Annotated in this window: 17 protein-coding genes; 9 read left to right on the top strand and 8 right to left on the bottom strand. The window is 71.0% G+C overall.

Features of this window, described 5'->3' with window-relative positions; genetic code table 11:
• Window positions 1-8: 8 nt before the first annotated feature.
• Together ACIOD2_RS43350 and ACIOD2_RS43345 are read right to left on the bottom strand one after the other, a co-directional pair.
• The gene (locus tag ACIOD2_RS43350; protein WP_400551293.1) at window positions 9-1,004 is read right to left on the bottom strand and encodes an ABC transporter permease; all 996 of its coding nucleotides are present in this window, start codon (window positions 1,002-1,004) and stop codon (window positions 9-11) included.
• On the bottom strand, window positions 1,004-1,945 hold the full coding sequence (locus tag ACIOD2_RS43345; protein ID WP_400551291.1) for an ABC transporter permease: 942 nt from the start codon (window positions 1,943-1,945) through the stop codon (window positions 1,004-1,006). The genes ACIOD2_RS43350 and ACIOD2_RS43345 overlap by 1 nt, the downstream gene beginning before the upstream one ends.
• Window positions 1,946-2,173: 228 nt before the next feature.
• Between ACIOD2_RS43345 and ACIOD2_RS43340 the strand changes: the two genes are divergently transcribed.
• Window positions 2,174-2,575: an ATP-binding protein gene (locus ACIOD2_RS43340; protein ID WP_400551290.1), complete on the top strand. Its 402-nt coding sequence runs from the start codon at window positions 2,174-2,176 to the stop codon at window positions 2,573-2,575.
• A 9-nt stretch (window positions 2,576-2,584) separates the two neighbouring features.
• Here the strand turns inward: ACIOD2_RS43340 and ACIOD2_RS43335 are convergent, their stop codons facing one another.
• Window positions 2,585-3,061 carry a winged helix-turn-helix domain-containing protein gene (locus tag ACIOD2_RS43335; protein WP_400551288.1) on the bottom strand — a complete coding sequence of 159 codons (477 nt, stop codon included), beginning with the start codon at window positions 3,059-3,061 and terminating at the stop codon, window positions 2,585-2,587.
• A gap of 422 nt (window positions 3,062-3,483) precedes the next feature.
• Between ACIOD2_RS43335 and ACIOD2_RS43330 the strand changes: the two genes are divergently transcribed.
• Window positions 3,484-3,780 carry a transposase gene (locus ACIOD2_RS43330; protein WP_400551286.1) on the top strand — a complete coding sequence of 99 codons (297 nt, stop codon included), beginning with the start codon at window positions 3,484-3,486 and terminating at the stop codon, window positions 3,778-3,780.
• Between the two features lie 695 nt (window positions 3,781-4,475).
• On the opposite strand, the gene ACIOD2_RS43325 is transcribed toward ACIOD2_RS43330, so the two are convergent.
• Together ACIOD2_RS43325 and ACIOD2_RS43320 are read right to left on the bottom strand one after the other, a co-directional pair.
• A complete protein-coding gene (locus tag ACIOD2_RS43325) occupies window positions 4,476-5,705 on the bottom strand; it encodes a DUF222 domain-containing protein (protein ID WP_400551285.1) in 1,230 nt (409 codons plus the stop codon).
• A 216-nt stretch (window positions 5,706-5,921) separates the two neighbouring features.
• A complete protein-coding gene (locus ACIOD2_RS43320; protein ID WP_400551283.1) occupies window positions 5,922-6,749 on the bottom strand; it encodes a TIGR03620 family F420-dependent LLM class oxidoreductase in 828 nt (275 codons plus the stop codon).
• A 93-nt stretch (window positions 6,750-6,842) separates the two neighbouring features.
• Between ACIOD2_RS43320 and ACIOD2_RS43315 the strand changes: the two genes are divergently transcribed.
• Window positions 6,843-7,715: a LysR family transcriptional regulator gene (locus ACIOD2_RS43315; protein ID WP_400551281.1), complete on the top strand. Its 873-nt coding sequence runs from the start codon at window positions 6,843-6,845 to the stop codon at window positions 7,713-7,715.
• A 31-nt stretch (window positions 7,716-7,746) separates the two neighbouring features.
• On the opposite strand, the gene ACIOD2_RS43310 is transcribed toward ACIOD2_RS43315, so the two are convergent.
• Window positions 7,747-8,331, bottom strand: a complete 585-nt coding sequence (locus tag ACIOD2_RS43310) for a TetR/AcrR family transcriptional regulator (RefSeq protein ID WP_400551279.1) — start codon at window positions 8,329-8,331, stop codon at window positions 7,747-7,749.
• A gap of 77 nt (window positions 8,332-8,408) precedes the next feature.
• Here ACIOD2_RS43310 and ACIOD2_RS43305 point away from each other — a divergent pair, with 77 nt between their 5' ends.
• The 3 genes from ACIOD2_RS43305 (at window position 8,409) to ACIOD2_RS43295 (ending at window position 10,918) form a co-directional block, all read left to right on the top strand.
• Window positions 8,409-9,314, top strand: coding sequence for an aldo/keto reductase (locus ACIOD2_RS43305; protein ID WP_400551277.1), 906 nt, complete (start codon window positions 8,409-8,411; stop codon window positions 9,312-9,314).
• Window positions 9,315-9,394: 80 nt separating this feature from the next.
• Window positions 9,395-9,787 carry a hypothetical protein gene (locus ACIOD2_RS43300; protein ID WP_400551276.1) on the top strand — a complete coding sequence of 131 codons (393 nt, stop codon included), beginning with the start codon at window positions 9,395-9,397 and terminating at the stop codon, window positions 9,785-9,787.
• A gap of 84 nt (window positions 9,788-9,871) precedes the next feature.
• Window positions 9,872-10,918, top strand: coding sequence for a ferritin-like protein (locus ACIOD2_RS43295; protein WP_400551274.1), 1,047 nt, complete (start codon window positions 9,872-9,874; stop codon window positions 10,916-10,918).
• Window position 10,919: 1 nt separating this feature from the next.
• Here the strand turns inward: ACIOD2_RS43295 and ACIOD2_RS43290 are convergent, their stop codons facing one another.
• Window positions 10,920-11,540 carry a TetR family transcriptional regulator gene (locus ACIOD2_RS43290; RefSeq protein WP_400551272.1) on the bottom strand — a complete coding sequence of 207 codons (621 nt, stop codon included), beginning with the start codon at window positions 11,538-11,540 and terminating at the stop codon, window positions 10,920-10,922.
• Window positions 11,541-11,687: 147 nt separating this feature from the next.
• On the opposite strand from ACIOD2_RS43290, the gene ACIOD2_RS43285 reads away from it, so the two are divergent.
• Window positions 11,688-13,022: an MFS transporter gene (locus ACIOD2_RS43285; protein WP_400551271.1), complete on the top strand. Its 1,335-nt coding sequence runs from the start codon at window positions 11,688-11,690 to the stop codon at window positions 13,020-13,022.
• Window positions 13,019-13,843, top strand: coding sequence for an SGNH/GDSL hydrolase family protein (locus tag ACIOD2_RS43280; RefSeq protein ID WP_400551270.1), 825 nt, complete (start codon window positions 13,019-13,021; stop codon window positions 13,841-13,843). The genes ACIOD2_RS43285 and ACIOD2_RS43280 overlap by 4 nt, the downstream gene beginning before the upstream one ends.
• Window positions 13,844-13,921: 78 nt before the next feature.
• Here ACIOD2_RS43280 and ACIOD2_RS43275 read toward each other — a convergent pair whose 3' ends face one another.
• Entirely contained in the window at window positions 13,922-15,283 is a 1,362-nt protein-coding gene (locus ACIOD2_RS43275; RefSeq protein WP_400551268.1) for a beta-1,3-glucanase family protein, read from the bottom strand.
• Window positions 15,284-15,940: 657 nt separating this feature from the next.
• Between ACIOD2_RS43275 and ACIOD2_RS43270 the strand changes: the two genes are divergently transcribed.
• The gene (locus ACIOD2_RS43270; RefSeq protein ID WP_400551267.1) at window positions 15,941-17,755 is read left to right on the top strand and encodes an arabinofuranosidase catalytic domain-containing protein; all 1,815 of its coding nucleotides are present in this window, start codon (window positions 15,941-15,943) and stop codon (window positions 17,753-17,755) included.
• Window positions 17,756-17,885 lie beyond the last annotated feature (130 nt).

Here is a 17,885-nt window from a genome sequence, read left to right as displayed (position 1 = left end):
TTTCCCCTTCAGACGAGGCGGGCTCGCGGATCGAGCGCGCCGTAGCAGAGATCGACCAGGAAGTTCAGGAAGGTGACCAGCAGCGCGGAAAACAGCGTCACGCCCAGCAGCACCGGGAGGTTGAGCGACGCGATCGCGTCGACCAGCAGCCGCCCGACCCCGGCCATGCCGAAGATCCGCTCGGTGATCACGGTGCCGGCCAGCAGCGCGCCGAGGTCGACGCCGAACACCGTCACCACCGGCAGCAGGACGTTGCGCAGCGCGTGCCGCCCCACCACCTTGCGCTCGGTGAGGCCCTTCGCCCGCGCGGTGCGGATGTAGTCCTCGCCGAGCGTCTCGAGCATCTGCCCGCGGGTCAGCCGGGCGTAGATCGCGGCGTGCAGGAACGCCAGCACCAGCCACGGCAGCACCAGGTGCCACGCCCACTGCGCGGGGTCCTCGGTCAGCGGCACGTACCCGTTCTTCGGCACGACGTCGAGGGCGAACGCGAAGATCGTGATGCCGATCATCCCGGCCAGGTAGGCGGGCATGGACACCCCGGCCATCGCGGCGGCCATGGTGATCCGGTCGACGGCGGAGCCGCGGCGCAGCGCCGAGAGCACGCCGAGCCCGACACCGAGGACGATCCAGATCACGGCCGCGCCCAGCGCCACCGAGAAGCTGACCCCGACCCGGCTGCCGATCTCGCTGAGGACGTCGACGTTGTTCTGGAAGTCGTACCCGAAACACGGCGCGGTGCAGTGGATCGCGGAGACGCCGGTGCCGAACGTGCGGCCGCCGAAGATGCCGCCGAGGAAGTCGAAGAACTGCTGGTACCAGGGGCTGTTGTAGCCCATGAACTCCCGCGCCATCGTGAGGCTCTCCGGCGAGCACGGTCGGCCGCAGGCCATCCGCGCCGGGTCGGCGGGCAGGACGTAGAACACCACGAACGTCACGAAGGCGACGACGAGCAGGACCAGCAGCATCCCGGCGAACCGGGTCGCGACGAAGCGGGCGGTGCGCATCAGGCCGCGCCCCCGGACCGCGGGTCGAGCGCGTCGCGGATGGCGTCGCCGACGACGTTGAACGCCAGCGTGATGAGGAACAGCAGCAGGCCGGGGAAGACGAGGTACATCGGGTCCGTCTCGAAGAAGTCGATGGCCGTGCTGATCGTGCGGCCCCAGCTCGGGGTCGGCGGCAGCACGCCGACGCCGAGGAACGAGAGCGCGGCCTCACTGCCGATCATCGACGGGATGGACAGGCTGGCCACGACGATGATCGGCGCCCAGAGGTTGGGCAGCAGCTCCTTGGTGAACACGTGCCACGGGCCGCCGCCCATCACCCGCGCCGCGGCGACGAAGTCGCGTTTGCCCAGCGTGAGGGCCTGCGACCGGACGATCCGCGCGACGCGCGGCCAGCCGAACAGCCCGAGCACGACGACCAGCGTGAACTGCCGCGGGAAGTCGACCGGCAGCACCGCGCCGAGCGCGATCATGAAGATCAGGTACGGGAAGCCGAGGATGACGTCGGCGGTCCAGGTGACCAGCCGGTCCCACCAGCCGCCGAGGTAACCGGCGCTGACGCCGATCACGACACCGAGCGCGGTGGCCAGCACGGTGGCGCCGAGCCCGACGAGCAGGGACGTCCGGGCGCCGTGGGCGGCAAGCGCGAAGAGGTCGACGCCGGTCAGCGGCTCGACGCCGAACCAGTGCGCGCCGCTGACACCGCCGAGCGACCCCGCGGGCAGCCCGGTCGGGCCCAGCGTGGTGATGTCCGGGTTCAGGCTCTGCCCTTCGGCCAGCACGAACAGGCCGGCCGCCGCGGCGAGCGCCACGATGAGCACGATCAGGACCGCGCAGGTGGACGTCCACCACCCGGAGCGGACGGCGCGCCACACGGCGGACGGCAGCGAGCGCGCCGCGACGGGCGTGACACCGGTGGTGGGTGTCGGCGGAGGGTTGGCCACAGCACCTTCACATTCAGCCGTTCGAGTGACGATCACGGACCTTAGGGTCGTTCACCCGTGATCGATCCACCGTCTCACGATGTGGACGGAAAGTACCGTGCCCTTGCGGCCGTTTCCACCCTCTTTCCGGGTGTATTTCTGATTCGGTGTCCACCAGGCGGACACATGCTTGAACGCAGCGTGGGTTGGGTACCTCCCGGCGTTGCCGAAACACGAGGGGGACCCCGGGTGACTTCCGACGACAGGCACGAGAGCCCGCTCACCGCCCAGGCGGCCGTGCGCTGCGACATGGGACTGGTCGATCGGGACGACCTGGCCCAGGTGCACCAGTGGACGCGGGCCGTGCTGGAGGGCCAGCAGCCCGAACCCGATCCGGAACGCGTCGGCGACGTCCTGATCGTGCTGGACGAGCTCGCCTCCAACGCGCTGCTCCACGGCACCGGCCGCCGCCGGGTCGGGCTCACCGTCCTCGAGGGGTACGCCGTGCTCGAGGTCTCCGACGAGAGCACCCGGCCCGCGGTGCCCGACGGCGGGCTGGGCCTGCAGATGGTCAAGTCGGTCAGCGCCCGGTGGGGCCAGCGGGTCCGCGAGCAGGGCAAGACCGTGTGGGCGCGGATCGCGCTCAGCTGAGCCCGTGCTTCACACCACGACTACTTCGGCGGAGCTGTCGAACCGGTAGCCGACACCGCGCACCGTCGTGATCGGGGCCGGCTCCGGTGCGAACTTGCCGCGCAGCTTGCGGACGTGGACGTCCACCGTCCGCACGCCGCAGTGGACCGAGCCCCAGACCTCGGTCAGCAGCGTGCGCCGGTCGAACACGACGTCCGGATGCCGGCCCAGGAACAGCAGCAGCTCGAACTCCAGCCGGGTCAGCTCCAGCGCGGTCCCCCGGACCAGCACCCGCCGCGACCCCGCCTCGATCCGCACGGCCGGGCGGCGCGTCGCCAGGTCCACGACCTGCGCCTCCGGGCGCTCGCCGAACCGCACGCCGAGAGTGTCCTCAAAGGACTCCAGCAGCCGCGCGGTGAGGTCGGCCGCGTGCCCCGGGTCGATGCGGATCCGGACGGCCACGGTCAGCTCGACCGCCGGCCGGGCTTCGTCGGTCCAGGCTGTCATGCGGGCATTCTGGACACCCGCGCCGCTCCCGGCCAGCGCGTCCATGGAGCGGAACCGCTGGCCTTCGACGGCGGGATGGCCTAAGGCAACGGCAGTTAGTGGTGTTGTGGTGGATCATCCTCGTGGTGGTCGATGTGGTGATGGATCAGCTGGATCGGGTGCATGAGCGGATCGGTGGCCGGTTCGCGCGGTCGGAGCCGCGGGCCCAGGCGTATGTGTCCGGGGTGGTCGCGGGGTTGGGCGGAAGAACGGCTGGACGCTGGCCGGTGAGGTGTCGCCGGACGGGATGCAGCGGTTGCTGCGCTGGCCGGACTGGGACATCGACGACGTGCGGGACTGTGTCATCAAGCATCTCGGCGAGCCTGGTGGCGTGCTGATCGTGGACGACACCGGCTTTTGAAGAAGGGCACGCGTTCGGCCGGGTGCAGCGGCAGTATTCGGGAACGGCCGGCCGGATCGAGAATTGCCAGATCGGGACGTTCCTGGCCTATGCCTCGCCCCGCGGGCATGCGCTGATCGACCGGGGAGTTGTCTCTGCCCGAGCCGTGGATCGCCGACCCGGATCGGTGCCGGGGGGCGGGAATTCCGGAGGGCACCGAGTTCGAGACCAACCTCGCCAGACCATGGCGATGCCGGCACGGGCGTTCGCAGTGAGGGTGCCGTTCGCGTGGGTTACTGCCGATGAGACATATGGGCAGGTCAAGTACCTGCGGTTGTGACACCTTGGTCACCACCGGTGGCCGCGAAGCCCGAGCTGATGAGCTGATCGCGGACCTGCCATTCAGTCGTGGCGGCGGTTGCCGGTCGGGGCCGGGGCGCACGGGCCGCGCGAGTACGACTGGGCGCGGGTTCCGATCCGGGTCGGCTGGCAGGCCGGGCGGGGTCACCGGGTGCTTGCCCGCCGATCGATCACTGATCCGACGGCGATCGCCTACTACGTTTGCTACGGGCCCCACCGCTCCACTGGCCTGGATCGCCGGCAGTCGTCGGCGGATCGAGGAGTGCTTTCAGCAGGCCAAGAACGAGGCTGGGTTGGATCAGTATCAGGTCCGATCGTGGCGAGCGTGGTATGCCCACATCACCCTGTCGATGCTCGCCCACACCTGGCTCGCCGTCCCTTGTCACAAAAGGGAAACCGCTGCCGGCGAGCCAGGCATGATCGGATTCACGCTACCGGAGATCCGGCGCCTGCTCGCCAAGCTGGCAAGCCCGGCTCAACCACAACAAACGACGAGGCTACCCACTCACTTAACTGCCGTTGCAGTACTAGGACAACGTGCTCCGCGCCCGCCTCCAGGTCCGCCCGACGGGTCAAGCGGCAGTTGATCGACGCGATTCGGGACAGGGCGAGCGGCTCGCGACGTGGGTGCGGGCCCGCAGCCTTTGGCTGCGGGCCTCTCCCCTGCTCGATTGTTCAGGCCGCGAACGGCAACGGTTGATGAAGGTTGTTGCGCCTGGGTTTTCGGCGCTTGTCCAGGAACACCGGCGGCCGGAACTCCGGTAAGCCGTCAGCGGCGATGTGGACTTCCCAGCCGGAACGGTGCAGCAGCCGGTGATGGTGAGCACACAACAGCACCAGGTTGCCCAGCTCGGTGGCACCGCCCTCGGCCCAATGGCGGATGTGGTGACCCTGACAATGCCGCGGCGGACGATGACAACCCGGGAACGCGCAGCCGCGGTCGCGGAGATACAACGCTCGGCGCAGACCCGCGGAGATCAGGCGACGCAAGCGTCCCAGGTTCAGGGGTTCGCTCTTCTCGCCCAGCACCGCCGGGATGAGCATGCTGTCGCAGGCGTGGACCCGGGCTTCGGCTGCGGTCATGGTGCCGGTGTCGCCGAGGGTGGCTTGGCCGACGCCGGACCTCAGGTCCGATAACGAGACCGCGACCATGACGTGGGCGCGTTCACCGGCCTGCATCGGCAGGTCCGGGGAGTTCAACGCGAGGTCGACGGCGTCGGAGAAAGCATCGCCGTAACGTTCCTGCGGAGAGCGGAAGTCGGCGCCGTCGTCTGCGGCGCGACGCTCCGCCAGCGAGTCGAGCAAGGCGCTCGCACGAGTGCCGGTCTCCTCGTCGAACCGACCGGTCAGCTCCCACACCCCGGTTCTCTTACGGCGCAACGACAGCTCCCGGCTCGGCGCAGAAGGTTCGGTGGAGTCGGGTTCGACGCCGTCGGGATCGAGGTGGGCCACGATCCGCGCTCCCAACGCCGCAACCTGCTTGTGCCCAGCCTCGGAGGCGAAGGAAAGCAGGCTCCGCTCGGCGTCATCACGATGCTCGGGCGCAAGCTGCGCCAGCACCTCGACGATGGTGTCGACCATCGGAGTGCTCAACGAACCATCAGCAGCCACCACCCCGGTAGCCGGAGCAACAGCGGGCACCGGGCTGCCATCAAGAGCACGCCCGGCGTTAAGAGCCCGCGCTCGTTTCACCACACGCTCAGCAGCCGCCTTGGGAACATCGGCCAGATGCTCGAACAACCGCGCGACAGAACGATAGCCGAAGAGCTCCATCACACCACGCGACTCGATTTCCACCAGCAGCGAGCCGATCTCGGCTTCGGCGGACCGCACTACACCGAGCAGCACGGAGATGCGGTCGGCCAAGGCCACCGCATCCGCTCTCCACACCGCTTCACTGTCCACACACCAAGATTACCGGCTCTCGAACGCATGTTCATCACACGAAGGGGTGATCACGACGAGCCAGTTGCGTGGAGAAAGCCGTATCTCCGAGGAGTGCACCCGGTGTCAGAGCGACGTCGTCGAGCGCGTCCGACTAGGACAACACAACCCGCAGAGTGCCGAGCGGGTAGAACCCGACATGACCGCGAAACCGCCGACCTCCAACACCGGAACGCCTCACGACAACACAGCCTCGGCAACCCCGCGCAAAGTGCCGACCGGGTCGTCGCCGAGGGGGTAGATCCCGACGTGGTCCGCGCCCGCGTCCAGGTGCTCGCGGACACCCGCGGCGATGGCAGCCGGGCCGCCGTGCAGGACTAGCGCGTCGATCAGGCGGTCGCTGCCGTGATCGGCGAAGTCGTCGTCGGTGAAGCCTAGCCGCCGCAGGTTGGTGGCGTAGTTGGTGACCTGCAGCGCCGTCCCCGGTGGTGCGGAGCGGGCGATCGCGCGGGCGCGTCCGGGGTCGGTTTCCAGCAGCGCGAAGTGCCCGGGCAGCACCAGTTTCCCCGCGCCGAGGGCCGCCCGGGCCCGCCGGGTGTGCTCGGGGGTGATCATGCACGGGACGGTCCCGGCGGTGCGGTCGCCGGCCAGCCGCAGCATCTTCGGGCCGAGCGCGGCCAGCACCACCCGGTCGGCCGGCACCCCCGCCGCGGTCAGCGTGTCCACATAGGACGCCAGCTTTTCGTACGGCGACGCGTATTCGGTGTGCACCTCGCGGTGCCCGATCCCCACCCCGAGCAGGAACCGGCCGGGGTGGCGGGCCTCGATCCGGTGGTAGGAGGCGGCGACGGTCTCCGCGTCGGCGGTCCAGGCGTTCACCACGCTCGTCCCGACGGCCATCCGGGTGGTCGCGTCGAGCAGCTGCTCCACCAGTTTCAGGTCGGCCGGCGGCGAGGCGTCCAGCCACAGCGTGCCGTAACCGGCGTCCTCGAGTTCGGCGGCCCGCTCCGGGGACACCTCGTGCTCGCGCAGGTGGGCGCCGAGCAAGCCCAGATCGATACTCATGGGACGACCTCACCACCGCTCCCCCGCGGCGAACCAGATCCAGGGCGCACGCGCAGCGATAAGGTGGCCTTATCGTCGCAGGCAGGAGGACGGGTGGAACTGAGGGCGCTGCGGTACTTCGTCACGGTCGCCGACGAGCTGCACTTCGGCCGGGCCGCCGAGCGGCTGCACATCGCGCAGCCGGCGGTCAGCCAGCAGATCGCCCGGCTGGAACGCGAATTGGGCGTCCGGCTGTTCGACCGCTCGCCGCGTCACGTGCGGCTCACCGCGGCCGGGCGCCGGGTGCTCGACGCGGCGCGCGGCGCGCTCGCGGCCGCCGACCAGGTCCGGCTCGCCGCCAAGACGTCCGGGGGCACCATGCGCATCGGCACGGCCGCCGGGTTCACCACCCGGCTGGAGCGCGGCATCGACTCGCTGCGCGAAGCGGGCTCGCCCTTCGACGTCGTCCTCGCCGACCTGCCCCTCGACGCCCGCCTCAACGCCCTGCGGCAGGGGGAACTCGACGTGGTCCTGGCCAGGGGCGTGCTCTCGGCCCCGGGGCTGCGGGTGCTGCCGACCTGGACGGAGCCGCTGCTCGCAGTCGTGTCCCGGCACCACCCCGTCGCGCACCAGACGGTCGTCGGCATCACGGAACTGGCCGGCAGCGTCCTGCGCCTGCCCGCGCGGCAGCACGACCCGCCGCTGCACGACGCCCTCACCGCCGCGCTGCGCGAAGCCGGGGTGCGCCCCCGGCTCGGCCGGCCGGTGGGCACGACCCAGGACACGATCGTCGAGGTCGGCTCCGATCCGGGCAGCTGGGCGGTGCTGCCCGCCGACCAGGTCGCCGAGATCAGCTCCACCCGCGTCAGCGCGATCCCGCTCAAGCCGGCCATGACGATCACCGGGAGCGTCGTCATCCCCGCCGACCTCCCGACCGAGTGCGCGCTCGCCCACGTCGAGGCCTTCCGCGACGCCGTGATGAGCTGACAGCCGCAGCGCATCGACCGGCTAAGAGCCGCTACGCCTTGGGGCGCACCGAGTCGACCACCAGGTCCAGTAGCCGCCCGATCCGCTCCGGCTCGGTGTCGTTCGCGGTGGACAGGAGCACGCCGAGCACCAGCATCGTGACGTCCCCGGGGTCGACGTCGGCGCGGAAGACGCCGGCCCGCGCCCCGGCGGCGAGGATCGTGCCGATCGCGCCGGTGATGCGCTTGCGCGTCACCGGCGTCGCGATCCGTCCGGACGCCACGCCGGCGCGAAAGACGTCACCCATGCCGCGCTTGGTCTCGAAGAAGGCGACGTACCGGTCCATCCAGGCGCGCAGGGCGAGCTCGGGCGGGAGCCGGTCGAGCAGGGCCGGGGCGCTGGTGGCGACGTCGTCGAGCTCGGCGGCGTAGACGGCTTCGACGAGCGCCTCGCGGGTCGGGAAGTGCCGGTAGAGCGTGCCGATCCCGACGCCGGCCTCGCGGGCGACGGCTTCGAGCGCGACGGTGCCGTCGGCGGCGCCGAAGGCCGCCCGCGCGACCTCGACGAGCTTCTCGCGGTTGCGGCGCGCGTCCGAGCGGACGGGACGGTCGGCGGGCACCGGATCGGGCGAGGACAAAGCGGAGGCACCTCCGGTTGTGCTACGGTCGACTTAACGGAGGTTCCTCCGCTTCTCCATCATCGCACGAAGACGGGATGACCATGCCCCCCATCTCCACCACCGCCCCGTTCGCCGGCCGCACCGTCCACCGCGTCGGGTACGGCGCCATGCAGCTCGAGCGCCTCCACGACGACCGCGACGCCGCCCTCGCGTTCCTGCGCCACGCGATCGACCTCGGCGTCGACCACATCGACACCGCCGAGTTCTACGGCAACACCTTCGTCAACGGGCTCATCCGCGACACGCTCCGGCCCGGCGACGACGTGCTGGTCGTCAGCAAGGTCGGCGCCGACCCCAACCCCGAGGGCCCGCTCCCGCTCCGCCCCGCGCAGCGCCCCCACGAGCTGCGCGCGAGCGTCGAGGACAACCTCAAGACCCTCGGCGTCGAGCAGATCGGCGTCGTCAACCTGCGCCGCATGGACACCCGGCCCGGCGTGCTGGCCGAGGGCGCCCAGCTGGTCGACCTCGACGACCAGCTCGAGGTCATGACGGCGCTGCGCGACGAAGGCAAGATCGGCGCGATCGGGCTCAGCAGCGTGACCCTGGAGATCCTGCGCCGGGCGCTCCCGGCGGGCATCGCCTGCGTGCAGAACGCGTACAGCCTCGTGAGCCGCGACGACGAGGACATGCTCGAGCTGTGCGTCGCCGAGGACATCGCCTGGGTACCGTTCTTCCCGCTCGGCGGCGCGTTCCCGGGCCTGCCGAAGGTGACCGACGAGCCGGCCGTGCACACCGTCGCGGAGTCCCTCGGCCGCACGCCGTCGCAGATCGGGCTGGCCTGGCTGCTGCACCACGCCCCGAACGTCCACCTCATCCCCGGCACCGCGACCGCCGGGCACCTGGAGGAGAACATGGCCGCCGGCGCGATCGTGTTCGACGACGCGACCCTCGCCACGCTCGACGCCGTCCCGTCGCGCTCCCAGGACGTGGCGCTCGGCTGAGCGGGACGTCGGTATGTCCGGAGTGCCGGGCGCGTGAGATGCTCCTCTCGCTGGAGGGTCCTAGGCGAGAGGCGGAGCGGGTGACCACCTGGACCGATGTGATCAACTTTGTCCGGACGCGGTACGAAGTCCTGGAGGAACAGGACGACTGGCTGCGGTTCCGCCTCGCCGGGCCGCAGGACCGGACGCAGCAGGCGACGGTGCACCACCTGCCCGAGCTGGACGGCGGCGCGTGGATCGAGATCTCCTCGCCGGTCGGCTGGGCCGCCAAGATCGACCTGCGCCAGCTGCTCGAGCTGGCCGGGGCGTCGGCCGCCGGCGGCGCGGCGATCGTGGACGGGGTCGCGCTGCTCAAGCACACGCTGCCCCTGGAGGACCTCAGCATCGAGCACGAGTTCGAGCGTCCCCTCAAGACGCTCGTCGCCCGGGCGGACGCCTTCGAGCACGAGCTGACCCAAGCGGACGAGTTCTGAGCCCACGGGTGTCACAACCCGGTCCGACGCCTTGTCTTGGCTGCCGAAACGAACGGCAGCACCGAGACGAGAGGCACCGCACCGATGGACACCCGTGGCACTCCCGCCATCACCACCCTGGACGAGCTCCGTCGCCACCTGCAGTGGGCGATCGAGCTCGAGCACGCGACCATTCCGCCGTACCTGTGCGCCCTGTACTCGTTGGACGCCGGGCGCAACGCCGAGGTGGCGCAGGTCGTCGGCAGCGTCCTCGCCGAGGAGATGCTGCACCTCGCACTGGCCGCGAACCTGCTGAACGCCGTCGGCGGCCGGCCCCGGCTAGACACGCCGGAGCTGCTGCCGGCGTACCCGCACCCGCTGCCGCACGGCGACCGGTCGCTGCACGTCAACCTGGTGCCGTTCGGGCCGGAGGCGCTCGAGATGTTCCTGCGCATCGAGCAGCCCGAGACCGCGGACGCGCCACCGCAGCCGGACGGGTACCGGACGATCGGCCAGTTCTACGCCGCCGTCGAGGCCGGATTCCGGTTGCTGTGCGCGACCTTGGGTGAGGAAGAAGTCTTCTCCGGGGACCCGAAGCGGCAGATCGGCGAGATGCACCTCCACGGCGGAGGTGGCGGCGTCCTGCCCGTCCACGACCTGAAGACGGCACTGGCCGCCCTGGCCGAGATCGTCGAGCAGGGCGAGGGCGCGGCGCGCACCGAGGTCTGGGACGGCGACCGCGACGTCTTCCACCCGGACCGCGACGAGGTCGCGCACTTCTACCGCTTCCAGGAGCTGAAGCACGGCCGCCGCTACCAGGCCGGCGACACCCCGCAGACCGGCCCGACCGGCGACGAGATCAAGATCGACCTCGACGGCGTCCTCCCGATGCGGCCCAACCCGCGTACGGCGGACTACCCGGCGGGCAGCGCGATCCGGGTGGCGCAGGAGGAGTTCAACAACACCTACTGCCTGCTGCTTTACCTGCTGGAGGAGACGTTTAACGGCGCCCCGGCGCAGATGGGCGCGGCGGTGGGGACGATGTTCACGCTGCGCGCGCAGGCCCAGGCGTTGATGAAGCTGCCGTCGGGTGACGGGCGGACGACGGCGGGCCCGACGTTCGAGTACGTGCCCCCGGAGCTGCGGCCCTGACTCAGCCGGTCAGGCCGCCGATCACGAGGTCCACGATCCGGCGCGCCAGGTCGTGGACCTCCGCGGCCGGCTGGCCGTCGACCCGGCGGAACCACGTGTCGACCGCGTTGAGGTTGCTGAGCAGGGTCCGCGTGGCGAGGGAGGCGTCGACCGCGCGCAGGGAGCCGTCGGCGATGCCGACCTCCACGACCGTCCGGAACAGCTGCTCGTAGTCGGTGCGCAGCCGGTTCAGCGCCTGCAGCGCCTCGACCTGGCGGGCCTTCAGCGCGGTCGCCACCTGGCCGCGCACCGCCTGGTGGACAACGTGGTGGTAGGCCAGGTCCTCCATCAGGTTGGCCACGTGCGCCACCGACATCGCGACCAGCCTGTCGCGGCCCGTGCCCTCGCCGTGGGCGTGCAGCTCGACCCGCCCGCGGACGCGCCCCATCGCCTCCTCGTACACCGCGAGGAAGATGTCGAACTTCGACCGGAAGTGGTAGTACACCAGGCCTTTGGTCGCGCCGACCTCACGCGCGATGTCGTCGATCGTGGCGTTGGCGAACCCGGTCGCCATGAAGGCCTCCGCCGCGGCGTCGAGGATCCTGCTCCGCGCACCGGGTTCGACGTCGGGGCTCGCGCTCACCTGGTCGTCCTCCTCGCTCCGAGTGTCCCATCGTCCCACGCCGTACTCCGGCGGTTGACACCGACACGCGCCGAACTCTACCGTGATACTCCGTAGTATTGCAGGTCAGACGGGTATCAGAGTGAGAAGTCACCTGAAGGGCGTCCAATGACGAACGCACGAGACCTCCTGCACGAACTCGCCACCAGGAAGGCCGTCACGCGGCTGCTGCCGGTGCTCGGCATCGCCTACTTCATGTCGTACGTCGACCGCACCAACGTCGCGCTCGCCAAGACCTCGCTCGCGGCCGACATCGGCCTCAGCGCGGCGGCGTACGGGCTCGGCGCCGGCCTGTTCTTCATCAGCTACGCCCTGCTCGAAGTGCCCAGCAACCTGATCCTCTACCGGGTCGGCGCCCGGCTGTGGATCACACGCATCGCGATCACCTGGGGGCTCGTCTCCGCCGCGATGATGTTCGTGGGCGACGACGTGTCGTTCTACGTCCTGCGGCTGCTGCTCGGCGCCGCGGAGGCGGGCCTGTTCCCGGCGATGATGTACATGGTCACGCAGTGGTTCTCGCAGAAGCACCGCGTCACGATCGTCGGCCTGATCTACGTCGCGCCCTGCGTCGCGGTCATCATCGGCTCCCCCGTCGGCGGCGCGCTGATGGAGCTGCACGGCCTCGGCGGGCTGCGCGGCTGGCAGTGGATGTTCCTCGTCGAAGGCCTGGTCACCGTCGTCATCGGCGTCTTCGTCTGGTTCTTCCTGCCCAGCCGTCCGACGGACGCGAAGTGGCTCACGGCGGAGGAAGCGGCCGTGCTTTCGGAACGGGCCGCCGGTGACACCACGGCGTCCCCGGCGCACGTCCGCGGGAACCTGCGCCGGGCGTTCGGCCACCCGACCGTGCTGCTGCTCGGCGCGATCTACCTGATCAACCAGTCGATCGGCGGCGGGATCGGCTTCAACTTCCCCGCCTACATCCAGTCGCTCGGGCTGCAGAGCCCGTTCCTGATCGGCCTCGTCGCGGGCAGCGGCGGTATTTCGGGGCTGGCCGGCGTGCTGTTCTTCCCCTGGTTCAAACGCCGGTACGGCCACGAGGTCACGCTCATCGGCATCTGCGCGGCCGCTGTCCTGCTGGTGCTGGTCGGCTTCCTCGTCTCCCGGAACCCGGTGTGGAGCATCAGCCTGCTCTTCATCTCGAACTTCTTCGCCTTCGGCACGCTGCCGCTGTTCTGGTCGGTCGCGATGTCGCGCCTGTCCGGCCTGATGGCCGCGGCCGGGCTCGCGTTCATCAACATGCTCGGGATCACCGGCGGCTTTGTCGGCCCGTACGTCTACGGCCTCGTCGAAGGCTCCACGGACAGCCTCGTCGCGCCGTACTACGTGTTCGCCGCGGCCGCGGTGGTCGCCGTCGCGCTCGTGCCGGTGCTGGGCTGGTCGATCCGGCGGGCCGCCGTGCAGGACCGGGCCGTCACGCCGAGCGCAGAGCAGCCGGTCTCGTGAGGTACGCACTGGTGGTGGCGCTGCTGGCCTGCTTGGTCGCTGCGCCGGCGGAGGCGAGCGCGCGGATCCGGTACGTGGCGCTCGGCGACTCGTCGGCCGCGGGACCGCTGATCCCGGACCAGATCGACACGACGTGCCTGCGGTCGGACCGGAACTGGCCGCACGTGCTGGCCGGCCGGCTCGGCGCGTCGCTCACCGACGTGACCTGCTCCGGCGCGACGACGGCCGACCTCACCGGCAGGCAGGCCGGGGTCGTCGCCCCGCAGTTCGACGCGCTGCGCCGGGACACCGACCTGGTCACGCTCGCGATCGCCGCGAACGACATCGCGCTCAGCTCGGCCTTCGTGACGTGCGCGAGCCCGGACCGGCCGGTCGTCCCGTCGTGCCGGGACCAGTACACGACCGGCGGTGCCGACGTGTTCACGGCGCGGATCGCCGCCACCGCACCGAAAGTGGCGGCCGCGCTGGCCGAGATCCACCGCCGCTCCCCCGCCGCCCGGGTGGTGGTCACCGGCTACCTGACCTACTGGCAACCGGGCGGCTGTTACCCGGCCGACCCGTACACCGCCGCCGACGCGGACTACATCCAGGCGACGTTCGACCGCCTGACGGTGATGCTGGCCGACCAGGCCGCGCGGGGCCGGGCGTCCTATGTGGACATCCGGGGCCCGAGCGCCCGCCACGGCCTGTGCGCCGCACCGGCGACGCGCTGGCTGGAGGGCGCCGCCCCGGCGTCACCGGCCTACCCGTACCACCCGAACGCGGCGGGCATGGCCGCGGCGGCCGCGATCATCGACGGCGTCGCCCGCACCCGGACCTGAGCGCGGTGACGCGCTCAGGCAGACGGCCGGTACCCCGGGGCCGACCGCGACGGCCGGCTCCGGGGCAGGGTCGGCCGGTCACCAGCCGACAGCCACCTCCAGCCACTGCGGGTCGCCGTGCGAGACGAACGACGACTGGCCGGCCACGTCGTCGTACGGGAAGCCGTACGCGAGGTGGTTGATGCCGTGGTCGTGCCAGTACTTCGCGTAGTAGTTCGCCGGGGCGGCCTTGTAGTAGTTCGCCGGGTCCTGCTGCTGCGAGGCCGGCAGCTGCGCGGTGTGCCGGTTCAGCGCCGCGCACATGTTCGGGTTGCCGGCCAGCGAACCGGCACAACCGGTGATGTTCGACGTCGGCTCGTTGACACCCACGGACTGCGCGTAGGCGGTGAAGTAGTTCGCGTACCGGCCGCCGGCGCGGAAGTCCGGGGCGCTGCCCGGCGCCGGGATCCGGTACGGCGCGTTCACCGTCGCCAGGCCCTTGAACTCGGTCGGCACCTCGGCCTGGAACTTCGCGAACGTGGCCGCGCGGTCCTCCTGGAAGGTCCCGTAGTCGTCACCCACCTGCACGTCGTACCCGTCGTGGGCGTGCAGCCGCATGGCCAGTTTCAGCGCGAACGCGTCCACCCGGGTGGTGTTGCCGTTGAAGACGTCCGGGCCGACGGTGAACTCGATGAAGTCGGCGTACTGGCCGTTCGGCGTGCCGAGGTAGAAGTACATCCGCCCGGCCGAGTTGGCCGGCATGTCGATGTAGGGCTGCTCGGCGATCGAGTGGGTCTGGCCGCCGAAGTTCCAGAACACCTGGCTGTCCGGGTACTTGCCGTTGGTCCGGTTGAGCACCTTGACCGTGAGCACGTTCTGCGCGGCCGGGATGCTGCCGGTGTCGCCCCAGAAGGAGTCGGGCGGGGTGCCCGGCCCCGTCGGGGTGGTCCCGCCGCCGGTGCCGAAGACCTGGAACTCCCACAGCGAGACGCCGTAGGGGGTGGCTCGCGCGGTCGTGTTCAGCCGCACGTACCGGCCGGAGCCGGTCACGTTCAGCGTCTGCGCGCCGCCGGTGCCGGTGGTCGTCTGGTACACAGTGGACCAGCTGGATCCGTTGTCGGACAGCTGGATCTGGAACGCGGTGGCGTAGGCGGCCTCCCAGTTGAGCTTGACCTGGCCGACGGTCGCCGCGCCGCCGAGGTCGACCTGGATCCACTGTGGATCGCTGAACTGTGACGACCAGCGGGTGGCGGTGTTGCCGTCCACCGCGGCGGAAGCGGGGGTGCCGGCGTTCTCCGTCGACGACGCCGTGACGGGTTTCCCTTGGGAGATCAGGGTGTCCGCGGCGTGGGCCGACGGCGCGGCGAAGCCGAGCGCGGCGACCGTGAAGGCCGCCGCGAGCGTCGCCAGCCGGGCAGCGGGTCCGCGGCGTCTGCGCCGCGGCGAAGCGATCGTGGGCATGGTTCCTCCCTGGCCGGGAAAGGGGGCGGACCCGCCGCCGGTCAGGGGACGGCGTCGTCCGGCGTCCCCGGACCGCCGGGCACCGGGCATCCGGGACGGCCGGGAACGTTCGGTGAAAAGGTTCATACCACCGCCCCCGACCTGTCAAGGCTTGACAAATCCGGGGCCGGAGGGCGATATTCGGAACCGATTCACCTCACCCTCTGCGTGGCGCCGCCACCCGCTCAGGGGCCGACTCACCTGGAGTCAGCCATGCCCAGCGGCGCCGTGCACCCGGTCCCCTGCCGTCCTCTGTGGACGGACGTACTCAGGCACCGCCCTGGGCGCAGGCCGTGGTCACCGGGCGGTTCCCGAACGCGTCACTCGTAGCGCCGTCACGCAGCGCGTGGACACCCGCGTCTCGCCGTCCGGGCCGATCCGCGCCGCATCCCGCGCCACGAAACGGATCCCGTCCCGTTGGACCGTCCGGGTGGCCACCCCTGCCTTCGCCGTGGACCGGGCCACCGGGCACCTCGTGAACTGTTGACACGATCGAGAACGCGGACCTACTCTCGCCCCATCCCCACCGCACTCCCGCGTCCCCCTTCTCTCTCGGAAATACAACGTTGTAAAAATCCGCCCGGGTCCCTGACCTGCGGCTTGAGAGTGAGGTCCCCCGTGCCCCGCCGAAGACTCCCCGCCATCGTCACCACCACCCTGCTCGTCCTCGGGACGATGCTCGGCCTGACCACCCCGTCGCAGGCCGCCGGTTCCCTGCCCTGCGACCTCTACGGCGCCGCCGGCACGCAGTGCGTCGCCGCGCACAGCACCACCCGCGCCCTCTACTCCGCCTACACCGGCAACCTCTACCGCGTGCAGCGCGCCTCCGACCGCGCCGAGACCGACATCGGCCTGCTCGCCGCGGGCGGGTACGCCAACGCCGCCGCGCAGGACTCCTTCTGCGCCGGGACGACGTGCACCATCACGGTGATCTACGACCAGTCCCCGCGCCACAACGACCTCACCGTCGAAGGACCGGGCACCGCGGGCGGGCAGGACGTCGCCGCCATCGCCTCGGCGCTGCCGGTCACCGCGGGCGGGCACAAGGTCTACGGCGTCTACGTCTCCCCCGGCACCGGGTACCGGCACTACGTCGGCGCCGGCGTCGCGGTCAACGGCCAGCCCGAGGGCATGTACATGGTCGCCAGCGGCACGCACGTCAACGGCGGCTGCTGCTTCGACTACGGCAACGTCGAGGCGCAGATCGCCGACACCGGCAACGGCCACATGGATGCGGTCAACCTCGGCACCACGTGCTACTTCCCGCCGTGCACCGGGATCGGCCCGTGGGTCGCGGGCGACCTGGAGAACGGGCTGTTCCAGGGCAACCGCTCCAACACCGCCAACCGCGGCAACGCCACCCCGTTCGTCACGGCGCTGCTGAAGAACAACGGCCAGACGACGTTCGCGCTCAAGGGCGGCAACTCCCAGAGCGGCGGCCTGACCACCTGGTACAACGGCACGCTGCCCTCGGGCGGGTACACGCCGATGCACCAGGAGGGCTCGATCGTGCTCGGCACCGGCGGTGACAACAGCAACGCCTCCATCGGCTCGTTCTTCGAGGGCGTGATGACCGCGGGCTACCCGACCGACGCCGCGGACGACGCCGTGCAGGCCAACGTGGTCTCCGTCGGCTACTCCGGCTCGACCGGGACACCTCCCTACGCGGCCACGGTTTCCGGACCCGGTGGCAAGTGCCTCGACGTCGCCGGCGACGACACCGGCGGCAACGGCACCGCCGTGCAGCTGTGGGACTGCCAGGCGAACGCGTCCGACCAGCACTGGGCGCACAACGCCGACTCGTCACTGTCCACTTTGGGCAGGTGCCTCGACGTCACCGGCAACGGGACGGCGGGCGGCGCACTGCTGGAGCTGTGGGACTGCAACGGCGTCGGCGGCCAGAAGTGGGTGCAGCAGGCCGACGGCTCGCTGCGCAACCCGCAGTCCGGCCGGTGCGTCGACGCACCGAACGGCGCCACGGCCAACGGCACCCGGCTGCAGATCTGGGACTGCAACGGCGCCGCGGCGCAGAAGTTCTCCGTCACCGGCGGCGGCCCGGTCACCGGCCCCGGCGGCAAGTGCGTCGACGTGGCCGGCGACGACCACGGCGTGAACGGCACCGCCGTGCAGCTGTGGGACTGCCAGTCCTTCGCCGTGGACCAGCACTGGTTCCACCTGTCCGGCGGCGCGCTGCGCACCTTGGGCCGCTGCCTGGACATCGTCGGCAACGGCACGGCGAACGGCACCCAGGTCGAGCTGTGGGACTGCAACGGTGTCGGCGGCCAGGGGTGGACGCAGCAGGCGGACGGTTCACTGCGCAACCCGCAGTCCGGCCGCTGCCTCGACTCCCCGAGCGGCGCGACGGGCAACGGGACCCGGCTGCAGATCTACGACTGCAACGGATCCGCGGCACAGAAGTTCGCGCTGATCTGAGCCCGTCGGGGGGGGGGGGGGGGCCCCCCCCCCCCCCCCGGGGGGGCCGGGGGGGGGGGGGGGGAAATAAAACCACGCCCCCACACGCCGCCCGACCCCCCCACCCCCCAAGGGGGAGGGCCCACCGCCC

This window comes from Amycolatopsis sp. NPDC088138 (assembly GCF_044741685.1).
In the GTDB taxonomy this organism is placed as follows: Bacteria; Actinomycetota; Actinomycetes; order Mycobacteriales; family Pseudonocardiaceae; genus Amycolatopsis.
Note: the sequence above shows the minus strand (reverse complement) of the source record. Positions and strands in the feature narration are given on the sequence as shown.